This window comes from Pseudomonas sp. Fl4BN1 (assembly GCF_009908285.1).
Taxonomy (GTDB): Bacteria; Pseudomonadota; Gammaproteobacteria; order Pseudomonadales; family Pseudomonadaceae; genus Aquipseudomonas.
The window spans coordinates 45,566-70,053 of the sequence record NZ_JAAARM010000034.1 but is presented as its reverse complement, the minus strand read 5'-3'; the positions used below and the strand labels follow the sequence as shown (position 1 = coordinate 70,053).

Sequence of the window (24,488 nt, the reverse complement as noted above, 5' to 3'; positions counted from 1 at the left end):
CAGATCGCCTTCATGAACAACGGCGGCATTCGCAGCGACCTGGCCCTGGAGCCGGGGCAGGCGCAGGTCAACTACGGACAGTTGGCGACCCTGCAGCCGTTCAACAACAACCTGATCGCCTTCGACCTCAGCGGTCGGCAGATCGAACAGGTGCTCAACCAGCAATGGAAGGGCGCCGACGATGCCAGCATCTTGCAAGTGTCCCAGGGCTTCAGCTATCTCTGGGATGCCAAGCGGCCGTTGGACAGCCGCGTGGTGCCGGGGAGCATTCGCCTGAACGGTAAGCCGCTGCAGGCCAAGGGCACTTATCGCCTGGTGATGAACGGCTTCCTGGCGGATGGCGGTGATCGTTTCAGCCTGTTCAAGAGCGGGACTAACCGCAGCGACCTGGGGGTTTCCGACCTGGACGCCATGCTCCAGTACCTCCGGGACATGGACCAGCAGGGCACGCCAGTGGGCTCCAGCAGCAGCGCCGGGCGTATCCAGCGGAGCAACTGACGCTCACGGGAACGTTAATCCGAACCGCGCCCTGTAGCCGCTGCTGCGGCTAACGGGCGCCTGGTTTTGCGGCGTTGAAAATATTTTCAAAAAACAGGTGAGGTTTTTCCACTCGAGACACGTGTACTGCTTGAAAGTGCGATTCATTCGCATCCACGGCGTTTCTACACACGAGTCTCAAGCATGAAGTCCAGGGCAAATTCGGCGGCAAATGGTTCAGTCAAACGCTGGTTCGGCGCTTCGGCGCTGGTGGTCTCGGGGTTGGCGCTGCTGCCCCTGAGCGTGGCATTGGCGGCCCAGGCCGGCAGTGAGCAACACCAGGCGCTGTTCAACTTCGCCATCGCGGCCAAGCCGCTGCCCCAGGCCCTCAGCGATTTCACCCGGGTCACCGGGATCAGTGTGGTCTACACCGATGAAGCGCCTTACCGCCTCCAGGCTCCGGCTGTCAGCGGCGCGCTCAGCGCCGAGCAAGCCCTGCAGCGGCTGCTGGGCAACTCCGGTTTCACCTACCGGCGCAGTGACGATCACACCCTGGTTCTTGAGCCTGTGCCGAAGAACGGCGGGCTGAGCCTGGACACCACCCGCATCAGTACCTTGGGCCTCGATGAAAGCACCAGCTATCAGCCGCCGGCTACCACCTCGGTGGCACGCTCCCAGGCACTGAACCAGGAAATTCCGCAGATCATCAACGTGGTCCCGGCCCAGGTGCTGCGGGACCAGACTCCGCGCAACCTGGATGATGCCCTGAAGAATGTCAGCGGCATCACCCAGACCAACACCCTGGGCGGCACCCAGGATGCGGTGCTGCTGCGAGGGTTCGGCGATAACCGCAACGGCTCGATCATGCGTGACAGCATGCCGGTGGTGCAGGGCCGGGCGCTGAATGCCACGGCGGATCGGGTGGAGGTGCTCAAGGGGCCTTCGTCCCTGCTGTATGGCATCCAGGACCCGGGCGGGGTGGTCAACATCGTCAGCAAGAAGCCTGAACTGCAGCAGGCCACGGCCTTGACCGTGCGCGGCTCGAGCTACGGCTCAGGCAAGAACGGCAGCGGTGGCAGCCTCGACACCACCGGGCCGATCGGTGATTCCGGGCTGGCTTACCGGCTGATCGTCGATCATGAAGACGAGGACTACTGGCGCAATTTCGGCACCCACCGCGAATCGTTGGTGGCGCCGTCCCTGGCCTGGTACGGCGAGCGCACCAAGGTGCTGCTGGCCTATGAGCACCGCGAGTTCCTGACCCCGTTCGACCGCGGTACGGCCATTGATCCCAAGACCAAGCACCCGCTGAATATCCCGGCCAGCCGGCGCCTGGACGAGCCGTTCAACAACATGGAAGGGCGCTCTGACCTGTATCGCTTCGAGGTCGACCATGAGCTCAACGACGACTGGAAGGCGCACTTCGGCTACAGCTGGAACCGCGAGACCTACGACGCCAGCCAGGTGCGCCTGACCGCGGTGAACAGCAACGGCACCCTGACTCGGACCATGGACGGCACCCAGGGCGCGCTGACCACTGATCGTTACGCCACCGCCAGCCTGGAAGGCAAGGTGCAACTGGGCGGCATGCAGCACGACCTGGTGTTCGGCCTGGATGACGAGTACCGCAAGATCTACCGCGCCGACCTGATCCGGCAGAAAAGCCGGAGCACTTTCAACTACCTGAACCCGGTGTATGGCCGTGAAGTGGCCGGGACTACGGTCAGCGCTCCGGACAGCGGCCAGACCGATCTGCTGCGCAGCGATTCGCTGTTCTTCCAGGATGCCATTCACCTCACCGACCAGTGGATCCTGGTGGCCGGTGGACGCTTCCAGGAGTACGACCAGTACGCAGGTAAAGGCCGGCCGTTCCACGTCAACACCGACAGCAACGGGCAGAAGTTCGTGCCTCGCGCCGGCCTGGTGTACCGCTACACCGACCAGTTGTCGTTCTATGGCAGCTACACCGAATCGTTCAAGCCCAACTCCAGCATCGCCATGCTGGCTGGAGGCACCGCAGTGCTGGATGGCTCCATCGCGCCGGAAGAGGCCAAGTCCTGGGAGCTGGGGGCCAAGCTGGATATCCCCGGGCGCATCACGGCCAGCGCGGCACTGTTCGATATCACCAAGCGCAATGTTCTGGTGACCACCGCCACCGCCAGCGAGACCGTCACCAGCGTTGCCGGTGAAGTGCATTCCCAGGGCCTGGAACTGGACCTGACCGGGCAGTTGACGGATCAGTGGAGCCTGATCGGCAGCTACGCCTACACCGACGCCAAGGTGACCAAGGACACCCAGTACCAGGACAAGCAACTGCAGAACGTGGCCAAGAACACCGGCTCGCTGTCGGCAGTCTACGATTTTGGCAGCCTGCTCGGTGGCGACCGCCTGCGGGTCGGTGCCGGTGCCCGTTATGTCGGCGAGCGCGCCGGTGATGCGCCCAACAGTTTCGACCTGCCGGGCTACACCGTGGCCGATGCCTTCGCCACCTACGACACCAAGGTCGAAGGGCAGAAGGTCAAGTTCCAACTCAACGTGAAGAACCTGTTCGACAAGACCTACTACACCTCGTCGGTGAGCAAGTTCTTCGTGTCCATGGGCGATGCTCGTCAGGTGTCGTTGTCCAGCACCCTGGAGTTCTGATGAAAGCCTTGAGTCTGCTGTGCCTGACTCTGTCGTTGTGCGGGGCGGCCCTGGCGGCGGCTCCCGCCGATGAGCGTCTGTATCACCGCGAGCACACGGCGCAGTTGCCGGGCTCCGGTGACAGCTGGGGCTTTATCGCCCTGGACCCGACCCGGCCCTACCTGTTTCTTGCCCGACGGGACAATGGCCTGAGCGTGTTCGATGTGGATAAGCAGCGGCCCGTGCGTACTCTGGAGGATTCCGCCGGCGCCAATGGTGTGGTGTTCGTGCCGGAACTGGACCGGGTGTTGGTCCTCAACACTGACGGCAGCCTGACGGTGGTGGAGTTATCCACACTCAAGCCGCTCACGCGTATCGCAGTGACCCGGAGCAACCTCAACAGTGCTGTGTACGAGCCCAGAACCGGGCAGGTGATCATCGTCAGCGGGCGTCGGGCCGATCGCTCGACCCTGTTCGTATTCGACCCCAAGGCACAGCGGATCACCGCCGCCCATGAACTGGCGGTGAAGAAAATCGACCCGTTGTTGCTCAAGGGCGATGGCAGCTTCTTCTTGCCGATGCGCGATGAGGGGACGCTGGCGCGCCTGTCTTCCAGCAGCTTCAAGGTACTGGATCGCTGGCAGTATCCCGATTGCCCACGGCCCAGTGCCCTGGCCCAGGATGAACAGCGCGCACGCCTGTTCGTCGCCTGTCGTGGCGAGCGGCCAATGCTGCTGGTGCTTGACCGTGACAACGGTGCCTTGAAGGCCAGCTTGCCGATCACCCGGGACGTCAACGCCCTGGCCTACGATCCGCAGGCCCGGCGCTTGCTGATCGCCAGCGGGGTGGACGCCAACCTCAGCCTGATTGCCCAGCTCGATGCCGACCATTACCAGGCGCTGGGTACGGTCAGTACCCAGCCCATGGCCTACAACATGGCGTTTGATCCCCGTAGTCAGCGGGCTTACCTGGCAGCGATGGACTTCACCCAGCCGGCTCCGGCGCCGGGTGAACCGAAGCCGGATCCGCTGTTTCACGCCAATACTTTCAAGGTCATCACCCTGGCGCCCTAATCAGCACCGGATGTTTGCGCCAGGGCTTGGCTTTCAGCTTCGCAGTCCCGGTTGGCTGTCAGGCCCTTGGCGCGAACCGCCGCCAACTCTTGCCTGGCGGCGGCGAAATCAGCCTGGAAGGTGGGGTTGCTGTGCAAGCGCGTCACGGTTGCAGCACCTATCTCACGCCCCTCGCGGATATCGCTGTACCAGTGCACGTTGCACACCATGCGGCTTTCCGTATAGGCCCGGCCACGGGCCAAAAGGGCATCGCCGCGTTCCGGGGCCAGTTCGCTCAGCAACAACGCCCATGCCCAGCCAATCGAGCTGTGCCCGGACGGGTAGGAACCATTCTTGGCCAGCGCGGCCTCGTGATCCGGGGTGCAACTGGACTGCTGGTGGAACACAAAGGGCCGTGTCCGGTTGTATTGGTCTTTGGCGCTCGAGGTCGACAGTCCGGCATCGGTCAAGCTACGGCGCAAGACCCGGTACAGCGCGGGTGTCTGTTGTTCACTGATCGGAGCATCCAGGGCACAGGCAAAGGCCTCGGCGGCGGCGGGGAATTTCAGTTCGGCGTCGCTGATTGCCAACTCCCAGCGCTTGCTGCCACGCAAGGCCTGGTTCTTTTCAGACTGGTACAGGTCCAGAGAAAAAGCCGGTGTATCTGGAGCCGGCGGTGGCGGTAGCAGCAACAAACTATTGGGCAACTCGTCGTGGCTCAAATAGCCGATCAGGTAACCCGGGCTGGCCTCCGGGATGATTTCCTGTGGGGCACTTTGCTGGGCAATACTGGTATCGACCAGCGTTAGCAGTAACAGACTGGTCAAACTCTTTGGTAATAGGCGTTTCATGTGTATAGCTCCTCCAGGAGTTTTATTGTTTACACGGGGTTTGGTTGTTCGCTTACTTGATGGCCCACGAATAATTGAACATCAGGCGTACATCGTCGGTGTCGCGAAGGAAGTTTTGTGCATAGTTGGAGCGGTAGATCGCACTGCGCAGGCGAATACTTAAGTCTTTCAATGGACCCTGTTGCACGACATAACGCAGTTCATTATTCAGTTCCCATGCGGTTCCGATCTTGCGAGTGCCAATAATCTCGGCATGGCTTGCGGACATATAACGGCTGTGCAGGCCGAGGCCGGGAATACCCAGTGCCGAGAAGTCATAGCCATAACGAAGTGCCCAGGAACGTTCCTTGGCATTGGCGAAGTCGCCGAGTATGGACAAGTTGATCAGGTTGGCATCGGAGCCCAGGACAGAGGCATAACCGGTGTCCCCGAGCATCCGCTGGTAAGCCAGGCCAAGGCTGTGGCCGTTGTAGGCATAACCCAGCAAGCCCTGTAAGGCCCGATTATCGATCTTGCCGCCCTTGGCGTTGCCGTAGTCGTTGGTCAGGCTCAAGCGCAGATCGGTATTAAAGGTACCTGGACCCAAGGCGGTCTTGTTGACCAGGGTGAATACCTGCTGGCGGTAGATATCCTCCAACTGGGCGACATGGTAGCGAGCGAGCCACTGCTTCTGGAACTGATAGTCGACGCCTGCCAGGTCGAGGTGTTCTGCCGTGGCGCCATGGCCCTTGAAGCGCCGGTTCACGGTACTCAATGTCAGTGGCGTGTAGTGCGTGGCGTTGCGCTGCATGACTCGACTGAAACGCCCGGCGGTAAACTCCAGGCCTTCGATTTCATTCGAGGTCAGCAGCCCACCTTCATAGATTTGGGGAAACAGGCGGCCGTCGTTGGGTCTTAGCGTCGGTAGCACCGGCGGGACCAGCTCTCCGAGTTTGAACAGGGTTTTGCCAGCCTTGATTTTCCCGGCCAGGGCCAGCTTCGAGTACTCGTCTGCTGGACGACCATCGCGCCCCACCGGCAGCAGCCCGGTACCGGTTCGTCCCGAACCTGAGTCCAACTGGATGCCAAGCATGCCGAGGGCATCGGCACCGACCCCGATGCTGCCTTCGGTAAAGCCCGAATCGAGGTGTAGTCGAAAACCTTGCGCCCATTCTTCACGTTTCGGGGCATTGCCCTCGCGAAAGTCACGATTGAAGTAGTAGTTGCGCAGCTCCAGGCGGGCGCTGCTGTCGTCGATCAAGTCGGCCTTTGCCGGGATGGCCAGGGTACAGGCGCAAAGCAGGAGATAGCGGTTTAGCCACTGTCGTGACAAGCATCTAGAAGGCATTTGATCGTCCTCTGTGGTTATTTTTGTTGTTCTCGGATCAAGGCGAATTACCGCTCTATTAATGAGCGCTTATAGGGAGTGTTAACCTGTTCTCGATATGTATGGGTTATTGGCTCTTGGAATAACAAGAGTGGGTTTTCTGGTGTGGTGTGTGCGTGAGTATTACCCAAGATGTGTTTTCGGTTGGCCGGGTTTTATTTGCTATATGTGTCTTCTCGATGTTTGCGCAATGGCTGGGTTCGGGAGGCTGAGACTAAAGTGAGTCTGTGGTTAAACAAGAATCATCAGTCTGGTGAATAGGTGGTTAATTGAATAAATTTGATAAAGGTTTATTAGGGTTTGGGTCGTGTCATATGAAGGTGTTTTGAAGGTGGGTTTTTATTGCGCAACTAAGTAAGGAAAGTTTTGTTGTTGTGTAAGATGTTTCTTGTTTAAGTAAGGACTATTCACCTCCTGCTTATTCAGGCGTATAGGCGTGCACGCTTCCACTGAGGGCGGAAACGTGAATATGAGGGGGGTGGAAGTCAGCGCAGGAATGCCTGGCGATACTCTCCAGGCGTTCCCCCTTCGGCCTGGCGGAAACGGTTGGTGAAATGGCTGGCACTGGCAAAGCCGCAGGCCAGGGCGATCTCGCCCAGGGGCTGGTGAGTGCTGCGCAGTAGATGCCGGGCCCGGTTCAGGCGCCGGGCCAACACATACTGATGGGGCGACAGGCCAAAGCTGGCGCGGAACATGCGGGCGAAGTGGTACTCCGAAAGGCTGCACAGGGCAGCCAGTTGGCCGAGGCTCAGGGGCGTTTCCAATTGACTGTCGATGTAGTCCACCAGTTGTCGCCGCTGATGGGCGGCCAATCCCCCCTTCAACCGCAGGCCCTGGCGCAGCCCCACCTGGCTGAGCAGGGCATGGCTGAGCATCTCGTGGGCCAGGCTGCTGGTGAGCAGGCGTTCGCCGGGCTCGTCCCAGTTCAGTTGGATCAGTTGCTGAAAATGCCGGGTCTGCTGTGGGTCATCGAGAAAGGTGCATTCGCGCAGGTGCATTTCCCGGGGGTCGCGGTCCAGCAGGGTGACGCAGCCCAGGGCGAATTGCTCGGGGCTGAAATACACGTGGGCCAGGCGGATATCGCCGTTGATCACCCAGGCCGACTGGTGTTCGGCAGGCAGGATGCACAGCTTGCCCGGGCCGCCCTTGCTCCCCGGCTGGTCGCGGCGAAAGGTGCCGGTGCCGCCGGCCAGGTAGCAGGACAGGGTGTGATGGCTCGGCCCCTCATACTCCTGGGCGTCGTGATGGTTGCTCCACAAGGCTGCAGACAAGCCGTCACCGAGCTCGGCGCTGTGCTCCAGGCGAGCATTGGGCGAGCGGTTGAGGGCTTGAAAGACTTGCAGGGTATCCAGTGCAGGCATGGTCTTGGCGTCAACAAAAGGTCCGGTGGCCGGTGTTTCGCATCCTACTCCGTAGCGCCCGCGCTGCCTGCCCGGGGCCGATAAAAAGCGCAAGTTTATGCAAGCGCACTGGCCGTCGATGGTTGGAAACTGTGCTCCTTATCGAGGAGTCGCGCCATGAACCTATCGCTTTACCTGCTCACCGTGCTGATCTGGGGCACCACCTGGATCGCCCTGAAACTGCAACTGGGGGTGGTGGCGATTGCGGTGTCGATTGTTTATCGCTTCGCCCTGGCGGCCCTGGTGCTGTTCGTCCTGTTGCTAGTGACCCGCAAGCTGCAGGTGATGAATCGCCGTGGACACCTGATCTGCCTGGCCCAGGGGGTGTGCCTGTTCTGCATCAACTTCATGTGTTTCCTGCACGCCAGCCAGTGGATTCCCAGTGGCCTGGTGGCTGTGGTGTTTTCCACCGCGACCCTGTGGAACGCCTTGAACGCCCGGGTGTTCTTTGGCCAGAAAATCGCCCGCAACGTGTTGCTGGGCGGTGGCTTGGGCCTGCTTGGGCTGGGCCTGTTGTTCTGGCCGGAACTGGTGGGCCACAGCGCCAGCCCGCAAACCTTGCTTGGCCTGGGCCTGGCCTTGCTCGGCACCTTGTGTTTCTCGGCAGGCAACATGCTTTCCAGCCTGCAGCAGAAGGCCGGGCTCAAGCCACTGAGCACCAATGCCTGGGGCATGGCCTATGGCGCGGCGATGCTGTCGATCTACTGCCTGTTCCAGGGCATTCCCTTCGAGATGGAATGGAACACGCGCTACATCGGTTCGCTGCTGTACCTGGTGATTCCGGGTTCGGTGATCGGCTTCACTGCCTACCTGACCCTGGTCGGGCGCATGGGGCCGGAGCGCGCAGCGTATTGCACCGTGCTGTTCCCAGTGGTGGCGCTGAACGTTTCGGCGTTTGTCGAAGGTTACCAGTGGACCACCCCAGCGCTGGCCGGCTTGGTGTTGGTGATGCTGGGTAACGTACTGGTGTTTCGCAAGCCCAAGCCCCTGGCAGTAGCCAGCTCCGGAAAGCTGGCCTGATCCCCCAAAGCGGCCTCCAGGAACTGGCTTGCTGGCGATTGTGGCGATGGGAGAGCTACTGGCAAGGATCGGACGAATATTCCTGATGGCCCCGGCCCGGGTAGCATTTCACCTGGGTCGTCTTGTCGATCACGGACCAGCGATCGTTCTCGATCGACAGGCTGAAAATGGTTTTTTCCGCGAACACCGAATCATCCATCAACCCTGATTCCTCGATCTCGACCAGCGCTTCTGTCGGGGACTCGCCGGCGACTTTCTGATTCACGATCACATTGCTCGGTTCTTGCTGGAAGTGGCTGCCCATGGACTCCAAAGCCACCATCAGCGGGGACTTGACTGGGGTATTGAGCGATTCCGTTGGCGCTTGTTGATCGCAGGCCGCGAGGAAGAAAGCCGGGACCAGGAGCACGTATTTCAACTTCATGCAGGACCTCATTTATGGATTGGCCAGTCTGTGCGCATTGCCTCGCCGGAGAGCTACTGGCGGATATTCACTGGCCGTTGGCGGACATTGTAGGGACCGGCGCGTTCGCCAGGCGGGCTAGGCGATCTGACTGGTGATCCGGGTTTTCGTTCATCGCGAGCAGGTTTCGCTTCTACAGAGGCATGTGCGGTCGTAGGAGTGAGGCTTGCCCGCGATGGGGTTTGTCCGGTGGGCCGGGTTGTCGGCTCCTACAGGGGTTTCCATGCTTGCGGGTTGACCAGGTCCTGGGGGCGCTGGCCCAGCAGGGCGCTGCGCAGGTTGCTCATGGCGCGCTCGGCCATGGCGTCACGGGTTTCGGTGGTGGCCGAGCCGACATGGGGCAGGGTCACGGCGTTCTTCAATTGGAACAGCGGTGACTCCGCCAGGGGTTCCTTCTCGTAGACATCCAGCCCGGCGCCACGGATCTGGCCTTTCTGCAGCGCTTCGATCAGCGCCGCTTCATCCACCACCGGGCCGCGAGAAATGTTCACCAGAATCGCGCTCGGCTTCATCAGCGCCAGTTCGCGATGGCTGATCAGGTGCTGGGTCTTTTCGCTCAACGGCACCACCAGGCAGACGAAATCCGCCTCGGCCAGCAACTGCTCGAGGCTGCGAAATTGCGCCCCCAGTTCCTGTTCCAGGGCCGTCTTGCGACTGTTGCCGCTATAGAGGATCGGCATGCCGAAACCCAGGCGCCCACGCCGGGCCACGGCGGCGCCGATGTTGCCCATGCCGACGATCCCCAGGGTCTTGCCGTGCACATCGCAGCCGAACAGCGCCGGGCCGACACTGGCCTGCCATTGCCCGGCCTTGGTCCAGGCGTCCAGTTCGGCGACCCGTCGAGCACTGCTCATGATCAGGGTAAAGGCCAGGTCGGCGGTGCTTTCGGTGAGCACGTCCGGGGTGTTGGTGAGCATCAGCCCGCGTTGGTTGAAGTACGCCAGGTCATAGTTGTCGTAGCCCACCGAAATGCTCGACACCACTTCCAGCCGTGCGGCGTTTTCCAACTGCGCCCGGCCCAGCTTGCGGCCGACGCCGATCAGGCCGTGGGCCTGGGGCAGGGCTTCATTGAACTGCGCAGCGATATCCCCGTGCTTGGGGTTGGGCACTATGACCTCGAAGTCCTGCTGCAGGCGTTCGGTCATCTCGGGGGTGATGCGGCTGAAGGCAAGTACAGTCTTTTTCATCGCGTGAAGGCTCGTCAGGCGGGGAGAATGCCAAGCAAGCTAACATTTTTGCCGCCGCCGCCAAAGGGTGCAGGAGGACGGAGTGCGCAAGCGCGTCGCCTCGTAGGAGCTGGCTTGCCAGCGAAGGCGGTTTCGAGTCTGGTGCAAGGCATGCGGGCCTCTTCGCCGGCAAGCCGGCTCCTACGGGAGGGAGGCAGGAGGACGGAGGGCGCAACGCGTCGCCTCGTAGGAGCTGGCTTGCCAGCGAAGGCGGCTTCGAGACTGGTGCAAGGCGTGCGGGCCTCTTCGCCGGCAAGCCGGCTCCTACGGGAGGGGGGCAGGAGGACGGAGTGCGCAGCGCGTCGCCTCGTAGGAGCTGGCTTGCCAGCGAAGGCGGCTTCGAGGCTGGTGCAAGGCGTGCGGGCCTCTTCGCCGGCAAGCCGGCTCCTACAAGAGGAGGCAGGAGGACGGAGTGCGCAACGCGTCGCCTCGTAGGAGCTGGCTTGCCAGCGAAGGCGGTTTCGAGGCTGGTGCAAGGCGTGCGGGCCTCTTCGCCGGCAAGCCGGCTCCTACAGGGGGCGGTTGGCGAGGTCGCCCCTCGGGTCAATTGGCCAGGCGGGCGCCGGTCAGGCTGCCGCTCAGCTCGTAGGCCGCCAGCTCCGCCTGGTGCGCGGCGAGGATCTCCGGCAGCGAGCCGCGCAGGTACTCGACCCAGGTCTTGATCTTGGCGTCCAGGTACTGGCGCGACGGGTAGATGGCGTACAGGTTCAGCTCCTGGGAGCGGTACTTGGGCATCAGCCGTACCAGGGTGCCGTTGCGCAGGCCTTCGATCGCGGCGTACACCGGCAGCACGCCAACCCCCATGCCACTGATGATCGCGGTCTTCATCGCATCGGCAGAGTTCACCAGGAACGGCGAGCTGTTGATGGTGACCATCTCCTGGCCTTCCGGGCCGTCGAAGGTCCACTTCTCCAGTGGAATCACCGGGCTGACCAGGCGCAGGCAGGCATGGTTCAGCAGGTCGCTGGGCTTTTGCGCGGCGCCGTTGGCTTTCACGTAGGCCGGGGAGGCGCAGACGATGCTGTAGGTGATCCCCAGGCGTTGGGACACGAAGCCCGAGTCCGGCAGTTCGCTGGCCAGGACGATGGACACGTCGTAGCCCTCGTCCAGCAGGTCCGGCACACGGTTGGCCATGGTCAGGTCAAAGGTCACGTCCGGGTGCGACTTGCGGTAGCGGGCAATCGCATCGATCACGAAGTGCTGGCCGATGCCGGTCATGGTGTGCACTTTCAACTGGCCGGCGGGACGGGCATGGGCGTCACTGGCTTCGGCTTCGGCCTCTTCGACATAAGCCAGGATCTGCTCGCAACGCAGCAGGTAGCGTTTGCCGGCTTCGGTCAGGGCGATGCGTCGAGTGGTGCGGTTGAGCAGGCGGGTTTGCAGGTGCGCCTCAAGATTGGAGACGGCGCGCGAAACGTTGGCTGTGGTGGTGTCCAGTTGCACCGCGGCGGCGGTGAAACTACCGGCTTCGGCAACACAACAGAAGGCGCGCATGTTTTGCAAGGTGTCCATGGGGTGCTCTCTAGGGAGATTGCAAATTGTGACACGAAGTTACGGGGGCTTGGATAGACGACCAAGGGATTATCGCGTTTACGGTAACAAAGATTCACAGGAATCCCAGCTTATCGCCGCAACGGCCGCCCCCTAGAATTGCGCCGATCCGTAGGAGCCGGCTTGCCGGCGATCCGCGCAACGCGGTGTAGCAGGCGTATCGCTGCGCCGGCAAGCCAGCTCCTACGAGAGAAATACTCTCCCCCGATCTCAGGAATTCGCAGCAGTGCCGCGTCGCATCAGCAGAGGGCTCAAGACCCTCAGTGTTTGGGCTTTATCGTTAACCATCAGCGGCTGCATCGGAACCGGAGGCATTGCCCCACAAGGCAAGACCCTGCCCGCCAACACCCTGGCCACCGACGAGGCGATCAAGACCGCCGCGCAGGACGCCCACTGGCCCAGCGCGCAATGGTGGCAGGCTTACGGCGACCCGCAACTGAACCGTTGGATCAGCCTCGCCGTGCACGGCAGTCCGAGCCTGGCCATGGCCGCCGCGCGGGTGCGTCAGGCCAAGGCCCTGGCCGGTATCGCCGAGTCGGCCGAGTCGTTGCAGGTCAAGGGTGACGCCACCCTCAAGCGCCACAACTGGCCCACCGATCAGTTCTACGGTCCCGGTGCCCTGGCCAACTCCACCACCTGGGACAACAACGCCGCCCTGGGCTTCAGCTATGCCCTGGACCTCTGGGGGCGGGAAAGCAACAGCACCGAGCGCGCCGTGGACCTGGCCCACATGAGCGTGGCCGAAGCCCGCCAAGCGCAGCTGGAACTGGTGAACAATGTGGTGCGCAGCTATATCCAGCTGTCCCTGCACTTCGCCCAGCGCGACGTGGTCCAGGCCACCTTGAAGCAACAGCAACAGATTCTCGAACTGGCGCAACGGCGCCTGGACGGCGGCCTCGGCACCCATTTCGAAGTCAGCCAGGCCGAGGCGCCGCTGCCGGAAACCCATCGCCAGCTGGATGCCCTGGACGAAGAAATCGCCCTGACCCGCAACCAATTGGCGGCCCTGGCCGGCAAGGGCCCGGGGGAGGGCGCGCAGTTGCAGCGGCCGACGCTGTCCCTGGGCGCGGCGCTGAAACTGCCCTCGGCCCTGCCCGCCGAACTGCTGGGGCAGCGCCCGGACGTGGTCGCCAGCCGCTGGCAAGTGGCGGCCCAGGCTCGCGGCATCGATGTGGCCCACGCTGGCTTCTACCCCAACGTCGACCTGGTGGGCAGCATCGGGTTCATGGCCACCGGCGGTGGGGCCCTGGAGTTCCTCACCGGCAAGAAGCTCAACTACAACGTCGGCCCGGCCATCAGCCTGCCGATCTTCGATGGCGGGCGCCTGCGCTCGCAGCTGGGTGAAGCCGCGGCCGGCTACGACCTGGCTGTGGCCCGGTACAACCAGACCCTGGTGGACGCGCTGAAAAGCATTTCCGACCAGCTGATCCGCCGCGAGTCCATGGACAAGCAGCAAGCCTTTGCCGCCGAGTCGGTGGCCGCTGCGCAGAAGACCTACGACATCGCCACCGTGGCCTTCCAGCGCGGCCTGACCGACTACCTGAACGTACTCAACGCCCAGAGCCTGCTGTTCCATCAGCAGCAGATCCAGCAGCAGGTACAGGCCGCGCGCCTGACGGTCCAGGCGGACCTGGTGACGGCCCTGGGCGGCGGGCTTGAAGCCGGCCGCGACGTCCCCACGCAAGACCGCCTTGAGGCACCCAAGACTCCCGCGGCCCTGGCCGTGTTCGACCACTGAAGCAGGCTCCCATGACTTCCTTGCCCGCCCCTTTGCGCTGGCTGTACTCCCTTGAATGGCGCCGGGGTTTCTTCGACTGGGCGCGCAGCGACGGCGTGACCTGGGTTTATATCTTCAAGGTCCTGGCCGCCGCGTTCCTCACCCTGTGGTTGGCCATGCGCCTGGAACTGCCGCAACCGCGCACCGCGATGATCACCGTGTTCATCGTCATGCAGCCGCAGAGCGGCCAGGTGTTCGCCAAGAGCTTCTACCGCTTTCTCGGCACCCTGGCCGGCTCGGCGGTGATGGTGGCGCTGATCGCCCTGTTCGCCCAGAACACCGAGCTGTTCCTCGGTTCCCTGGCGATCTGGGTCGGCATCTGTTCGGCCGGTGCCGCGCGCTATCGCAACTTTCGCGCCTACGGTTTCGTCCTCGCCGGCTACACCGCGGCCATGGTCGGCCTGCCGGCCCTGGCCCACCCGGAAGGCGCTTTCATGGCGGCGGTGTGGCGGGTGCTGGAGATTTCCCTGGGGATTCTCTGCTCGACCCTGGTCAGCGCCGCGATCCTGCCGCAAACCGCCAGCGCCGCCATGCGCAACGCCCTGTACCAGCGCTTCGGGGTGTTCGCCCTGTTCGTCACCGACGGCCTGCGCGGGCGCAGCCAGCGCGACAGCTTCGAAACCAGCAACGTGCGTTTCATCGCCGAGGCCGTGGGCCTGGAAGGGCTGCGCAGCGTCACCGTGTTCGAAGACCCGCACATGCGCCGGCGCAATGGCCGCCTGAGCCGCCTGAACAGCGAGTTCATGGGCATCACCACGCGCTTCAACGCCTTGCACCAGTTGCTTGAACGCCTGCGCAGCAGCGGCACCGATCACGTGGTGGCGGCCATCAAGCCCGGCCTGCAGGACCTGGCAGAACTGCTCGACGGCTTCTCCGGCCGCGCCCTGACCAGCCCCGACGCGGCGCGCCTGGCCACGGCCCTGGCGGCCTACAAGGCCGAGCTGCCGGCGCGGGTGCGCAGCCTGCGGGCGGCCTTCCAGGAGAGCGGACCGAGCGACGCCGAGCAGCTGGATTTCCACACCGCCTACGAGCTGCTCTACCGCTTCGTCGACGAGATGCACAGCTACGCCCAGACCCACGCCTCCCTGGCCGACCACAGCCACGAACGCGAGCGCTGGGACGAGCCCTACACCCCGCAGACCAACTGGCTGGCCTGCGCCGCCTCGGGCATCCGCGCGGCCTTCGTGCTGGTGGTGCTGGGCAGCTACTGGGTGGCCACCGCCTGGCCCAGTGGCGCCACCATGACCCTGATCGCCGCCGCCACCATCGGCCTCTCGGCTGCCACGCCGAACCCCAAGCGCATGGCCTTCCAGATGGCCTGCGGGACTTTCATCGGCGCCCTGGTGGGCTTCGTCGAAATGTTCTTCGTGTTCCCCTGGATCGACGGCTTCCCGCTGCTGTGCCTGATGCTGGCGCCGGTGATCGTGCTCGGTTCGTTCCTGGCCTCGCGGCCCAAGTACGCCGGGGTCGGCCTGGGGCTGCTGATCTTCTTCAGCACCGGTTCGGTGCCGGACAACCTGACCGTCTACAACCCCTACACCTTTATCAACGACTACATCGCCATGGTCATGGGCATGCTGGTCTGCGCCGCGGCCGGGGCGATCATCCTGCCGCCCAACAGCCGCTGGCTGTGGCGGCGCCTGGAGCAGGACCTGCGCGGCCAGGTGGTGTACGCCATCAGCGGCAAGCTCAAGGGCCTGGCCTCAAGCTTCGAGAGCCGCACCCGCGACCTGCTGCACCAGGCCTATGGCCTAGCGGTGGGCCAGCCCAAGGTGCAGAGCGAGCTGCTGCGCTGGATGTTCGTGGTGCTGGAAGTCGGCCACGCGATCATCGAGCTGCGCAAGGAACAGGCGATTCTTCCGGTGCACCCGGCCTATGCCGAATCCCAGCCCTGGCGCCAGGCGATCCGGGTCATGGGCCGCTCCCTGGTGCGGCTGTTCCTGCAGCCCAGCCAGAGCAACCTGGAGCGTGGGCTGATCGCCGTGGACCACGCGATCAGCCGGGTCCAGGCCACCGACGAACCCTTCGCCCCGCACTTCGACACTTCGGCCCTGCGCCGGGTCAAGAGCTACCTGCACTTCATCCGTACCTCACTGCTCGACCCGCAATCGCCGCTGGCGGCCTATGCCGTGGCCAAGCCGGCGCTGCCTGCACCCCAAGGACTTGAACATGCCTCGTGAAATCGCCTTCCACGGCGTTTACATGCCCACCATGACCCTGATGTTCTTCATCGCCGCGGCCCTGGCCTGGGCCCTGGACCGGTTCATTTCCGGCTACGACCTGTATCGCTTCTTCTGGCACCCGGCGCTGCTGCGCCTGAGCCTGTTCTGCTGTCTGTTCGGCGCCATGGCGCTCACTGTCTACCGTTGAGACCCCCGCGATGAAAAAGTTTTTCAGCCTGCTCGCCACCCTGCTCGTGCTGGCCCTGGCCCTGTGGATCGGCCGCACCCTGTGGGAGCACTACATGTACACCCCCTGGACCCGTGACGGTCGGGTGCGGGCGGACATCATCAACGTCGCCGCCGACGTCACCGGCGAAGTGGTGGACGTGCCGGTCAAGGACAACCAACTGGTGCGCAAGGGCGATCTGCTGATGCAGATCGACCCCGAGCACTACCAGATCGCGGTCAAGCAGGCGCAATCCCTGGTGGCGTCGAAAAAGGCCACCTGGGAAATGCGCAAGGTCAACGCCCGGCGCCGCGCCGACATGGACAACCTGGTGATCTCCAAGGAAAACCGCGACGACGCCGGCAACATCGCCGACTCGGCCCTGGCCGACTACCAGCACGCCCAGGCCCAGCTGGAAGCGGCGGAACTCAACCTCAAACGCACCCAGGTACGGGCGGCGGTGGACGGCTACGTCACCAACCTCAACGTGCACCGCGGCGACTATGCACGCATTGGCGAGGCGAAGATGGCGGTGGTCGACATGAACTCGTTCTGGGTTTATGGCTTCTTCGAAGAAACCAAGCTGCCCCACGTGCGCGTGGGAGATAAGGCCGACATGCAACTGATGAGTGGCGAAGTGCTCAAGGGCCACGTGGAAAGCATTTCCCGCGGCATCTACGACCGCGACAACCCGGAAAGCCGCGAACTGATTGCCGACGTCAACCCGACCTTCAACTGGGTGCGCCTGGCCCAGCGTGTGCCGGTGCGCATCCACATCGACGAAGTGCCGGACGGCGTACTGCTGGCGGCCGGCATCACCTGTACCGTCGTCGTCAACCAGGAGTCTCAATAGGCGCGATCTGGCATGTGTAGGAGCTGGCTTGCCAGCGAAGGTGTCGGCCCAGGCAATGCATGTCTCGCGGGCCTCTTCGCCGGCAAGCCGGCTCCTACAGGGAACTGCACGGTCTGTCTGACTGCTGTAGGAGCTGGCTTGCCAGCGAAGGCGCCGGCCCAGGCGATGCAAGACTCAAGGGCCTCTTCGCCGGCAAGCCGGCTCCTACGGGTAGCTGCACGGTCTATCTGACTGCTGTAGGAGCTGCAGGGTCTGTCTGACTGCTGTAGGAGCTGGCTTGCCAGCGAAGGCGCCGGGCTAGGCGATGCAAGACTCAAGGGCCTCTTCGCCGGCAAGCCGGCTCCTACGGGGAGCTGCACGGTCTATCTGACTGCTGTAGGAGCTGGCTTGCTAGCGAAGGCGCCGGCCCAGGCGATGCAAGACTCAAGGGCCCCTTCGCCGGCAAGCCGGCTCCTACGACGGTGGGGCGCGCGGTTATTTGTAGCTTTTCTGCATGATCGCCAGGGACTTTTTCGCCGTGGCTTCCAAGCCGTCGTTAATGTGGTTGATGGCGGCCACCAGCTTCGGGTTCTGCAGGATGTCGACGCCGGGGTAACGCTGCTGGGCCAGGCGCGAAACGATGATGTACTGGGTCACCGCGTAATGCAGCTTGAACTGGCCGCTGTCCCGGGCATCGGCAATCGCTGTTTTGACAAAGGCCTGGCGCTCGGCCGTGGTCATGCCCTGGAACAGGTCGGGGATATCGAAATGGATTTCGGCGGAGAAAATCGCCACTTCCTCATCCCGCGCCTCGTCGTACATCACTTGCTTGCTGGTCACGCGCTTCTTGAGGTCGGCAAAGCGTTGTTCGCCTTCGGCCAGTTGCTCCGGGCTCATCTTGCCTTTCAAGGCATCCAGTTGGCTGGTGTCTTCGGTATTGTCGATGATCTTCAGCCAGGCATAGGCCTTCACTAGGTCGCCGGATTCTTCGGCGGCGTCGGCCAGGTTCTGCTGCGGCTCCGGGTTGCCGTGCAGCGCCGAGCGCTCCAGCCAGCGCAGGGCCAGGTCCCGGTCCTTGGGGATGTCCTTGTCGCCGAACCAGTAGGTGGCATACATGCCGTACTCGGCGCACCAGTCGTTTTGCGAGGCTGAGTAGGCGATGTAGTTGAAGGACTCGCGGTCGCGCTCGGCCTTGGGCTTGTCCGTTTCCTGATCGGTGGTGGTGGACAGGTAGCAGAAGGCCCGGGTGTAGTGCGGCGCGGCCATGGCGAAGCAGCTCTTGGCGTTCTTGTAGTCCTCGGCCTCGTCCAGCTTGTAACCGGTGCCGTACAGCAGATCGGCATCCATGGATGGGTTGCAGTATTCGTTGGGCGTCACCTTGGGCAAGACACTTTCCAGGGTCAGCTTGGGCAGGGTGTCATTCAGTTCGGGGACTTTCGGTCCGGTGTTTTCCGGAGCCGTGGAGGCGCAGGCCGCCAGCAAGACAGCCAATGCCAGTGGCAGCGCGTTGAACAATTTCAATGGGTATTCCCTGATCGGCGAATGAAAAAAGACGCGCATGAAATCAGGCTGGGACGGGACGGCAGAGGGTGGAGCATTAGCCATTCCGTGCTTGGGTGTCGACGCCAGCGATTCCATGCTGCGCGCGCATTCTACTGGGAATGCGAGGGGGCACAATCGGAAGCGCACCACCGCTGTAGGAGCTGGCTTGCCAGCGAAGGCAATCGCAAGGTTTGCACTCGGCTCGCGGGCCTCTTCGCCGGCAAGCCGGCTCCTACGGTGAAGGCGGGGTTACGGGGCAGCCTGGCCGAGAATCACCTCGGCCTTTTTCAGCATATCGGCCACTTCCAACTCTGGGTCGCTGAGCACCTGCAAAATCTGCGGGTTCTGCAGCACGTCGACACCGGCCTTCTGCAACTGGGCCTTGCGGGCAAGCATCACATAGGCGTACAGCTGGCCACGGGTGCTGAACTCGGGCCGGGCGCTCACCGTGGCTACAGCCTGTTCCATGAAGGCATGTCGATCGGCTACGGACATGCCCTTGAACGTCTCGGGGTACTCCATATGGATGTTCGCCGTGTACACCGCGATGTTTTCCTCCCGAGCCTCCTTGCGCACGCTGTCCTGGCTGGTCACGCTCTTGCTCAGTTGTTCGTAGCCTTGTTCGCCTTCGCTGATCTGTTGCGGGTTCATCTTCTGCTTCAAGGCCTCGGTCTTCGCCGTATCGTCCAGGACCCTGGCCCAGCTGTAGGCCAGCGGCAGATTGCCCTTGTTATTGTGCAGGCGCACCAGGGTTTGCTGGGCATCGGTATCGCCGTGGCGTGCGGAACGCTCCAGCCAGCGCAGGCCCAGGGCCGTATCCGGGGTCTGCCCGCGCATGCCGAAGGTGAAGTTCTGGAACATGCCGAACTCGGCGCAAGCGTCGCTTTTGCGTGCCGAGTAAGCCATGTAGCCAAAGGCTTCACGGTCGCGTTCGGCGCTGTCCTTGCTGCTGTCCTGCTCGGCGATGCTCGCCAGGTAGCACAGGGCCCGGTCGTGAGTGGGCGCGGCCATGATCAGGCAGTTGCGGGCTTCTGCCGATTGATTGTCGTTGTACAGCTGGTAACCGATGCCATACAGCAGGTCGCTGTCCAGGTCCGGGTTGCAGTGCTCGTTGGCCACCGCCGGTGGCAGTAGCTCGTTGAGGCTGACCTTGGGCAAGGTGGCGTTGAGCTCCTCGTCTGGCGACGGCGCGCCGCAGCCGAGCAGTGCTGTGGCCATGATCCATGGCAGTACGTTGCGCAACTTCAATGGGGATTCCCTGAACGACGATTGAGTAGCGGTGAGCATGGAAGGAGGGCGCGGGGGGATTTCAGCCGTTCGCCAGCGATTCCATGCGGCTTGTTGAGGGCTTTGGCAAGCCTCAAGGGTGGGGCATTTTACCGGCATCCGTTGAGTGCACAATGAAAAGCGCAGCGCCAGCTACAGGATGAGCAAGGCCTTGGCCGGCGGTGTCGGCAGTTGCTGATGGTTTCTTCGCCGCTATATATTCGCCGGCTGTTCGAGCGCGCAAGGAACGCTGGGGTGAAGTACGTCGCCAAGTTTTTGCTGTTGATCATAGTGCTGGGCAGCGCTGCGGGTGCGGCCAGCGTTGCCTATGATTTTTTCCATCTGCGGGTGAGCGGGTTGCACGGCGTTGCTAAGGTGGTCAGCGCTTCGAGCCAGCAAGTGGCCGGTTCGAGAGGGGGTACCAGCTACCGTTCGAGCGTCACGGTCGAGTTTGCGACTGCCGGGGGAGTGCTGGTCAAGCATGAGTTCAACGGTACATTTTCCGGGATAAAGCCGGGCGCTGAGGTGGGGATTTTCTATAACCCCGCCGCTCCCGAGGAAGTGATTGCCGACACCTGGGACGATCTGATCCTCGCCGCGGCGCTGCTGGGAATGGCCCTGGCTTGCTGGGTGTCGATTCTGGAGCTTTGATCGCTATTGAATAGCGCTGTAGGAGCCGGCTTGCCGGCGAAGGCGCTTACAGCTTCGCCCCCAGGCCGAAGCGCTTCATCAGGCCCTTCTCCAGCAAACCCTTGGGCAGCAGATGGGCCAGCAGCGGCAAGGCACGGCTGCCATTGCCCAGGCGCACCAGGCGTGGCGGCTTGTCCTGTTGCACGGCCTTGAGCAAGCCGGCGGCAAATTCGCTGGCCGGTGTCGGCTTGTCCTGGGAGGCCTTGGCCCGGGAGCGGATGCCCTCGCGCAGCGGCCACCAGGGCGATTGTTCGTTGAGCAACTGTTCGGCTTCATGCCCGGCGTTTTTGGCAAAACTTGAAGCAATGGCCCCGGGCTGCACTTCCATGACCCGGATGCCGAACGGCGACAGCTCCATGCGCAGGGCGTCGCTCAAGGCGTGCACCGCGGCTTTCGAGGCGCAGTAGGCACCGGCAAAGGGGGTGACCAGCACCCCGGACACACTGCCGATGTTCACCACCAGGCCACGGCTGCGACGCAGCACGGGGAACATCGCCCGGGTCACCCCGACCACCGAGAACACATTGGTTTCGAACTGGCGCTGCATGGCTTCCACGCCACCGTCCAGCAGTGGGCCCATGGCGCCGTAGCCGGCGTTGTTGATCAGCACATCGAGGCCGCCGTACTGCTGGTTGATCTCTTCGCTCAGGGCGCCCAGGGCCGGGCCGTCATTCACGTCCAACTGCACCGCGGTGAAGCCGGCGGCTTGCAGAGTGGCGACGTCCTCGGCCTTGCGGGCGGTGGCGAGCACGGTGAAGCCGGCGCCCTTGAAGGTGTCTGCCAGGGCGCGGCCGATGCCGCTGGAACAACCGGTGATCAACGCTACGGGCATGGCGCGGTCCTTGTGCTGGGGTGAGGGGAGGGGCGAATCAGTGGGAGAAGCTACCTTGTAAACGTTCGGCACGAAACTCCAGGGTTTGCGGGCGATAGCCCGGGCGCAGCGGTGGCAGCGGCAGACAGTCCTGCCAGTTGGCGCCGGCCTGCAACTCGCCGGGGCCACGGTAGCGCGGGGCGCTGTACTGGTTATCGGCGAGGTTGACCGTGTCCCCCGGAGCATAGGCAGCGACCCGCCAGCGCAGCTCGATCAGGGGCACTTTGTTGCCGTTATTGAGCTTGACCTGCAACGGCCGGTCGGCGGGGCAATGTTCCGGGGCGTAGGTCAGGCGCAATTCCAGGCGCGCCAGTTGCTGGGCTTCGCGGTTGTCCAGCCAGACCACCCAGCAGGCCACCAGGGCCAGGCCGAAAGCGGCGGCCAGGGACACGGGAAGGGCTTTGGCGGGGTAGCGCAGAAGCAGGATCAGCCAGGTGATGACCAGCAGAACGCCGATGAACATGACGCGAGCCTCGGGGAAAAGGAGGGGACATCCTACCTAAGCGTAGGTGGGGTTGGCGATGGATGATGGTTGCGATGGGTTTTATCCGCAGAGCTGGTTTTCATTTGTCTGGTAGGGACAATAGAAGGTCTGTTAACGCGGTTTTAGGGGGATAGTGGACATCATGTGGTCCACTCCGATGTCTTCCTGAGCAGCCGGCAGGCGCGCTCCAACTCCCTGCCAGTATCGGAGAGTGCTCAGGCTCTCAGCTCTTCAAAAATCTATCGAGGAACATCCTGGCTGAAGGATTAGGGGCCCGGTTTCGACTGCGAAGAGTGGTGGTGGAAGGGGTGAGACTGGTCCGCGACGGCGATCCATGGGGTGTATAATTTTCGGGCTTTGGTAAAAGTCATGGGGCGATGATGGACGTATCACTGCAGCAGATCTTGCAAACTGCACAGGTTAGCGATCTTAAGAGACTGGGGAAGTTTCTTGAGGTAAAGCACTTTGTCGAAGCTCAGCTTTTTTTGAAGTTGGGGGCCAATGGATGGAACTCCTTGTTTTTGCGTTTAAGGCTTCTAGGCGCCCTGGCAGAAGAGGGCCGCGAGTGCGCACGTGATATCAGTAATGCGCAGCCATATCCGGCTGTACGGCATGAAGTTTCAAAAAGGATCGGCTTCCAGATCACCGCAAGGAATTTTACCGAGCTCAGGGCAGCTTTGAATCAGTTGTCGAAAGGTTCAACCCGCCCGGAGTTCGATCCTTATGAGCGTTTTGAGCAGAAGAAGCTAAAAAACTTTATAAGCAGCTCAAGACTGGAAGGTATAGAGATACCTGTCTTCGACGAAAAAGCGTCTTTGGAAAAAATCCTGGCCAAGCATGGAAGACCGTTGAATGGATAAGTACGACGCCTCTCATGATCATTACTGCTACCCCGCATCCTCAGTGCTTAAAAACAAGCTGAATATCCAGGAAATGGCAGCCCTTGAGGCCGCAGAGAGGGAAATCACCGCGCTGACGGTCAACAGGGTTCGCTATGTCGCCCCACCCTACAGCCTGGAAAGTTTCAAGCTGTTGCATCGACAGTTGTTCTCCGATCTTTATGCCTGGGCGGGAGAAATAAGGAATGTTGATATCTCCAAGGGCGGAACCCGTTTCTGTCACTGCGGAAGAATCGAGGTTGCAGCACTCAAGATTTTTTCCGAGCTTCAAGAAAACAACTGGTTGAGTGGACTTGAACGAAACGACTTTTGTGAAAAGTTGGCGGAGTTCTACTGCGAGCTGAACATGATCCATCCGTTTCGCGAGGGCAATGGCAGGGTTCAGCGGATTTTCTTTGAACACCTTGCGCTATCGGCCGGTTACGAACTGGACTGGCAAGAGGTCAGCCAGGGTGAGTGGCTTGAAGCGAATATTAATGGTGTCCATGTGAACTACGCGCCCATGGCGGACATCTTCAAGCGCATCGTCACCGCCTAATAACACCCCCTATCGGAACTGGCCGTAGTGGCCTGCGGGTTCTAGTGTGCTACGGCTTCCCGCCATCCTGAACATTCCCAACACAAGTGACTTGGACATAAACTGCGACGCCTTTGTCGTTGCTCCGTATCGAACCCGGACTAGCCTTTGAGCGTCGCTGTCCATTCAACCACCGGGCTCTTGGTAACCCGTTCTGATCCAGGCGCAGCAGCGCCGTATTTCACTCGTGCAATGGCGGCTGTGCGTGGGAGGGTTCGTCCCTGCCGGGCTCCTGTATCTCCGGTTTACCAACCTGCACGCAGCTGCCACCCCTTCGCTTGGTAACCCGTTTTGATAGCTGCTGCAGCGCCCCATTTCGCTATTGCAAGCTCGTTGTGCACCTGTGTATTCGGGCAATGGCAGCTGTGCGTGGAAGGGCTTCGTCCCTGCCGGGTGCCTGTATCTCCGGCCGACCAATCCGCGTACGGCTGCCTCCCTTCGCAGGGCTGTGCATTTTGTGGTGCAGAGGGGCGCGACAGTGATCGATGAGGTGGGGTTGGAGATGAAGGAGAGGGGATAGGCTTGCAGATCGTTCCCCCGCGTTTGAAGGAGGGAACGATCACGGGGCGTTTTAGTTCAGGGACTGACTACCACGAATCCGCCGACCCAACACATCCAGCAGATCACAACCATCGCGCAACAGAATGGCGCTGGCGTGAGCGATCTGTGTCAGGTCGGTGGCATCGGCGTGGCGGCTGTCCATGTGCACGATGCTTTCCATCAGTTGAGTCACCGCGAGGATGCGGTAGGCGGCGCTGGCATGGAGTTCGTCCAAGGGCGCTCGGGTGTCGATAAACAGGGTGGGGGTGGAGGATTCGTTGCTGGTTAACGCGATACGGTCGGCCATGGTGGGCTCCAAAGAAACAGTGTTGGAAACTGCGTTCCTGAGAAAACAACCGAGCCGTCAACCTCGATCACGAATGAGTCGTGACAGGCGCGAGGATAGGGAGCGAGAAGAGGGCGGTCAACCCGATATGTGTAGCCTTGAACGACCTTTTGTATCCACAGATGGCTGTTGATCTGGCTTGCTGCTTGAAGCTTGCCACTTGCCCCTGCTTCTGAAAAAAATCCCCCTGTCCAACCGCCTGCGGATAGGGGACGCAGGCACCTGGAACGGGGGAGCACAAAGGTCTT

Annotated in this window: 22 protein-coding genes; 11 read left to right on the top strand and 11 right to left on the bottom strand. The window is 62.2% G+C overall.

Features of this window, described 5'->3' with window-relative positions:
- The 3 genes from GV818_RS27545 to GV818_RS27535 all read left to right on the top strand — a co-directional run.
- Positions 1–498, top strand: a 498-nt coding sequence (locus tag GV818_RS27545) for a 5'-nucleotidase C-terminal domain-containing protein (RefSeq protein WP_178125140.1), incomplete at its 5' end; no start/stop codon positions are given.
- Between the two features lie 183 nt (positions 499–681).
- On the top strand, positions 682–3,120 hold the full coding sequence (locus tag GV818_RS27540) for a TonB-dependent siderophore receptor (RefSeq protein WP_161778032.1): 2,439 nt from the start codon (positions 682–684) through the stop codon (positions 3,118–3,120).
- Entirely contained in the window at positions 3,120–4,172 is a 1,053-nt protein-coding gene (locus GV818_RS27535; protein WP_161755431.1) for a hypothetical protein, read from the top strand. The genes GV818_RS27540 and GV818_RS27535 overlap by 1 nt, the downstream gene beginning before the upstream one ends.
- Here GV818_RS27535 and GV818_RS27530 read toward each other — a convergent pair.
- The 3 genes from GV818_RS27530 to GV818_RS27520 form a co-directional block, all read right to left on the bottom strand.
- On the bottom strand, positions 4,169–5,002 hold the full coding sequence (locus GV818_RS27530; protein WP_161755429.1) for an acid phosphatase: 834 nt from the start codon (positions 5,000–5,002) through the stop codon (positions 4,169–4,171). The genes GV818_RS27535 and GV818_RS27530 overlap by 4 nt on opposite strands.
- Positions 5,003–5,054: 52 nt before the next feature.
- On the bottom strand, positions 5,055–6,329 hold the full coding sequence (locus tag GV818_RS27525) for an OprD family porin (protein ID WP_161778031.1): 1,275 nt from the start codon (positions 6,327–6,329) through the stop codon (positions 5,055–5,057).
- Positions 6,330–6,853: 524 nt separating this feature from the next.
- Positions 6,854–7,729 (bottom strand): helix-turn-helix domain-containing protein, encoded by an 876-nt coding sequence (locus GV818_RS27520; RefSeq protein ID WP_161755425.1) that lies wholly within the window; start codon positions 7,727–7,729, stop codon positions 6,854–6,856.
- Positions 7,730–7,885: 156 nt separating this feature from the next.
- On the opposite strand from GV818_RS27520, the gene GV818_RS27515 reads away from it, so the two are divergent.
- Entirely contained in the window at positions 7,886–8,788 is a 903-nt protein-coding gene (locus tag GV818_RS27515; RefSeq protein WP_161778030.1) for a DMT family transporter, read from the top strand.
- A gap of 55 nt (positions 8,789–8,843) precedes the next feature.
- Here the strand turns inward: GV818_RS27515 and GV818_RS27510 are convergent, their stop codons facing one another.
- From GV818_RS27510 to GV818_RS27500, 3 genes are all read right to left on the bottom strand, one after another.
- Positions 8,844–9,212: a hypothetical protein gene (locus GV818_RS27510; RefSeq protein WP_161778029.1), complete on the bottom strand. Its 369-nt coding sequence runs from the start codon at positions 9,210–9,212 to the stop codon at positions 8,844–8,846.
- A 248-nt stretch (positions 9,213–9,460) separates the two neighbouring features.
- Positions 9,461–10,438 carry a 2-hydroxyacid dehydrogenase gene (locus GV818_RS27505; RefSeq protein ID WP_161778028.1) on the bottom strand — a complete coding sequence of 326 codons (978 nt, stop codon included), beginning with the start codon at positions 10,436–10,438 and terminating at the stop codon, positions 9,461–9,463.
- 582 nt (positions 10,439–11,020) lie between these two features.
- On the bottom strand, positions 11,021–11,989 hold the full coding sequence (locus GV818_RS27500) for a LysR family transcriptional regulator (RefSeq protein WP_161755417.1): 969 nt from the start codon (positions 11,987–11,989) through the stop codon (positions 11,021–11,023).
- Between the two features lie 265 nt (positions 11,990–12,254).
- Here GV818_RS27500 and GV818_RS27495 point away from each other — a divergent pair, with 265 nt between their 5' ends.
- From GV818_RS27495 to GV818_RS27480, 4 genes are read left to right on the top strand one after another with little or no spacing between them, the layout of a single operon-like run.
- Complete coding sequence (locus tag GV818_RS27495) at positions 12,255–13,766, top strand: efflux transporter outer membrane subunit (protein ID WP_161778027.1); 1,512 nt, start codon at positions 12,255–12,257, stop codon at positions 13,764–13,766.
- 11 nt (positions 13,767–13,777) lie between these two features.
- Positions 13,778–15,985 (top strand): FUSC family protein, encoded by a 2,208-nt coding sequence (locus GV818_RS27490; RefSeq protein WP_161778026.1) that lies wholly within the window; start codon positions 13,778–13,780, stop codon positions 15,983–15,985.
- On the top strand, positions 15,975–16,175 hold the full coding sequence (locus GV818_RS27485) for a DUF1656 domain-containing protein (RefSeq protein WP_007930063.1): 201 nt from the start codon (positions 15,975–15,977) through the stop codon (positions 16,173–16,175). Before GV818_RS27490 ends, GV818_RS27485 begins: the two co-directional genes overlap by 11 nt.
- A 10-nt stretch (positions 16,176–16,185) precedes the next feature.
- On the top strand, positions 16,186–17,046 hold the full coding sequence (locus tag GV818_RS27480) for an efflux RND transporter periplasmic adaptor subunit (RefSeq protein ID WP_161778025.1): 861 nt from the start codon (positions 16,186–16,188) through the stop codon (positions 17,044–17,046).
- A 474-nt stretch (positions 17,047–17,520) separates the two neighbouring features.
- Here GV818_RS27480 and GV818_RS27475 read toward each other — a convergent pair whose 3' ends face one another.
- Together GV818_RS27475 and GV818_RS27470 are read right to left on the bottom strand one after the other, a co-directional pair.
- A complete protein-coding gene (locus tag GV818_RS27475) occupies positions 17,521–18,546 on the bottom strand; it encodes a sel1 repeat family protein (RefSeq protein WP_256679541.1) in 1,026 nt (341 codons plus the stop codon).
- Positions 18,547–18,816: 270 nt separating this feature from the next.
- Complete coding sequence (locus GV818_RS27470; RefSeq protein ID WP_256667419.1) at positions 18,817–19,815, bottom strand: hypothetical protein; 999 nt, start codon at positions 19,813–19,815, stop codon at positions 18,817–18,819.
- Between the two features lie 273 nt (positions 19,816–20,088).
- On the opposite strand from GV818_RS27470, the gene GV818_RS27465 reads away from it, so the two are divergent.
- Positions 20,089–20,484 (top strand): DUF3592 domain-containing protein, encoded by a 396-nt coding sequence (locus GV818_RS27465; RefSeq protein WP_161778023.1) that lies wholly within the window; start codon positions 20,089–20,091, stop codon positions 20,482–20,484.
- Between the two features lie 46 nt (positions 20,485–20,530).
- On the opposite strand, the gene GV818_RS27460 is transcribed toward GV818_RS27465, so the two are convergent.
- Entirely contained in the window at positions 20,531–21,355 is an 825-nt protein-coding gene (locus tag GV818_RS27460) for an SDR family oxidoreductase (RefSeq protein ID WP_161778022.1), read from the bottom strand.
- Positions 21,356–21,392: 37 nt separating this feature from the next.
- Positions 21,393–21,857: a multidrug transporter gene (locus GV818_RS27455; RefSeq protein WP_161778021.1), complete on the bottom strand. Its 465-nt coding sequence runs from the start codon at positions 21,855–21,857 to the stop codon at positions 21,393–21,395.
- 401 nt (positions 21,858–22,258) lie between these two features.
- Here GV818_RS27455 and GV818_RS27450 point away from each other — a divergent pair, with 401 nt between their 5' ends.
- Entirely contained in the window at positions 22,259–22,738 is a 480-nt protein-coding gene (locus tag GV818_RS27450; protein WP_178125139.1) for a YhfG family protein, read from the top strand.
- Entirely contained in the window at positions 22,731–23,315 is a 585-nt protein-coding gene (locus tag GV818_RS27445; RefSeq protein ID WP_161778019.1) for a putative adenosine monophosphate-protein transferase Fic, read from the top strand. Before GV818_RS27450 ends, GV818_RS27445 begins: the two co-directional genes overlap by 8 nt.
- Positions 23,316–23,925: 610 nt before the next feature.
- On the opposite strand, the gene GV818_RS27440 is transcribed toward GV818_RS27445, so the two are convergent.
- Positions 23,926–24,201, bottom strand: coding sequence for a short-chain dehydrogenase (locus GV818_RS27440; protein ID WP_161755394.1), 276 nt, complete (start codon positions 24,199–24,201; stop codon positions 23,926–23,928).
- Positions 24,202–24,488: the final 287 nt, after the last annotated feature.